A 1,897-nucleotide genomic window follows, 5' to 3' on the forward strand; every position below is an offset into this window, starting at 1 on the left:
GGCCGTGTGGTGGCTGGGGTGCGTCCAGCTCATCCGGGCGGCCTCGCCCACGATGTCGTACCGCGCGACGACGTCCACGGCGCCCGGCAGGGCGAAGCGCGGCGGCGACATCGGCACCGCCCAGTAGACCGGCAGGACGAGGACCATCATCGCGACCATCGTCCGGCGGACCTGGCGGTAGACGTCGGCGTGCCGGACGAACACCCACACCAGCACCCCGACGACGGCCAGGTAGTACAGCCGGTACAGGTACACCGCCAGGTGCGCGAGGACCGGGTTCCCGGTCAGCCCGCTGTTCGCGCTCGACTCGATGTCGAGGTGCACGGCGCGTTCCACGATCTGGAGGACCAGCGCATTGGCGTCGGCCGCCGCGAAGTCCTTGCCCACGGCGGCGTCGAGACGCAGGAACAGCAGGAACCAGAGCACCAGCAGGCCCAGTTCGACGAGCACGACGGGTCGCCCGCCGACGCGTCGGAAGAGCACGTCCGCCCACGTTCGCGCGGCCGGGCCCGACCGTCCGGGAGCGGCTGCCGCGGGCTCGTCGCCGGCCTCCACCGTCGGCGCGGGACGTCGACGTTCGCTGTCGGGCGGCGGATTCACGCGGTCACGATAGCCGACCGCCCCGGCCGACCGCGGTCACCGGCGACGGCACGCTCCCGGCCGTCGTCCGCCTGCCGCACAACGACATCCGGCCGCCGCTTCCGTCGGTGCGGCGGCCACGGCTGACCGCTCCCGGCGCCCTCCGGTCCGAGCGCAGGTCAGTCGACCGGCCCACCGCTGTGCCACGGCAGCACGGCGCCGAACCGCACCAGCTCGCCGTACGTCGACGGGTCCAGCGGGGCGAGGGCGAGGTCGACGATCGGGCGGGCCGCCTGCGCCGGGGTCTGCGCGCGGCTGAAGTCGGTGAACCACGGGCGTGACGCGCGGGTGTCCACCAGACCCGGGCAGACCGACGCCACCAGCGTGCCGTCCGCCAGGTCGCGTGGCCTGCGCTCCTCCGCGACCGCGCGGACCGCCGCCACCTGGGCGACCTTCGACGGCACGTAGATCCACTCCGGCCAGCCCTTCGCCGCCGCCGTGCCGTCGTGCACCGCCTCACGCCACTGCTCCACCACCGCCTCCACCTCGTCGAGGGTGACGCCGTCCAGCAACGGGCGCAGGTGGGCGGGCAGGTGGCCGCGGGAGCCCAGCGAGCTGGCCACGACCAGCAGCCGACCGCCCGCCGGGAGCGTCGGGCCGAACGACCGCAGCACCGCGTGCGTGCCGCCGTTCGCGACCGCCGCGAACTCGTCGACCTGCTCGGCCGGGGGCACGCCCGGCGTGAGCGGGCCGACGGCGTTGGAGATGACGATGTCGGTGCGGCCCAGCTCGGCGGCCAGCGCGGCGATGGCGTCCGCGTCCGTGACGTCCAGGACGCGGCCCTCGACGCGGGCGGTGCCGTGGACGCTCTTGGCGGCGGTCGCGACGCGCTCCGGGTCGCGACCGGTGAGCAGGACGAGGTCGTCCGGGCCGAGCCGGTCGGCCAGCTCCGCGACGAGCGCGAAGCCGATGCCCTGGTTGGCGCCGGTGACGAGAGCGGTACGGGTCATGCCGGCCACGCTAGGAGTCCGCCGGCTCTGCGGCCAACGAGACTTCCGCAAGTCTGGTATGCGTGATCCTCATGGATGTGACCGTCACCGGCCTGCGGGTCCTGCGTGAGGTGGCCGAACGCGGCACGCTCACGGCCGCGGCCGCCGCGCTGGGCTACACGCAGTCGGCGGTGTCACGGCAGATCGCCGCGCTGGAGCACGCCGTGGGCGCGGTCCTGCTCGAACGCCGTCGCGACGGGGTGCGCCTCACGGACGCGGGTCACGTGGTGCTGCGCCGCGCGGTCACCGTGCTGGCCGAGCTCGACGCG

Annotated in this window: 3 protein-coding genes; 1 reads left to right on the top strand and 2 read right to left on the bottom strand. The window is 74.8% G+C overall.

The features are described 5' to 3' along the window. A partial coding sequence (locus AB0G02_RS37670; protein WP_360804530.1) for a phosphatase PAP2 family protein occupies positions 1-483 on the bottom strand: 483 nt, incomplete at its 3' end. A 275-nt stretch (positions 484-758) separates the two neighbouring features. Further along, the gene (locus tag AB0G02_RS37675) at positions 759-1,589 is read right to left on the bottom strand and encodes an SDR family NAD(P)-dependent oxidoreductase (RefSeq protein WP_360804533.1); all 831 of its coding nucleotides are present in this window, start codon (positions 1,587-1,589) and stop codon (positions 759-761) included. A gap of 71 nt (positions 1,590-1,660) precedes the next feature. Between AB0G02_RS37675 and AB0G02_RS37680 the strand changes: the two genes are divergently transcribed. Then, positions 1,661-1,897: LysR family transcriptional regulator (locus AB0G02_RS37680; protein WP_360804536.1), on the top strand; the 237-nt coding region annotated here is incomplete at its 3' end.

The sequence above is a fragment of the Actinosynnema sp. NPDC023658 genome, from assembly GCF_040639995.1.
Taxonomy (GTDB): domain Bacteria; phylum Actinomycetota; class Actinomycetes; order Mycobacteriales; family Pseudonocardiaceae; genus Actinosynnema.

Excerpts from the sequence above, each read along its gene's own strand:
- AB0G02_RS37675 (WP_360804533.1), bottom strand. The coding sequence starts at position 1,589 with ATGACCCGTACCGCTCTCGTCACCGGCGCCAACCAGGGCATCGGCTTC.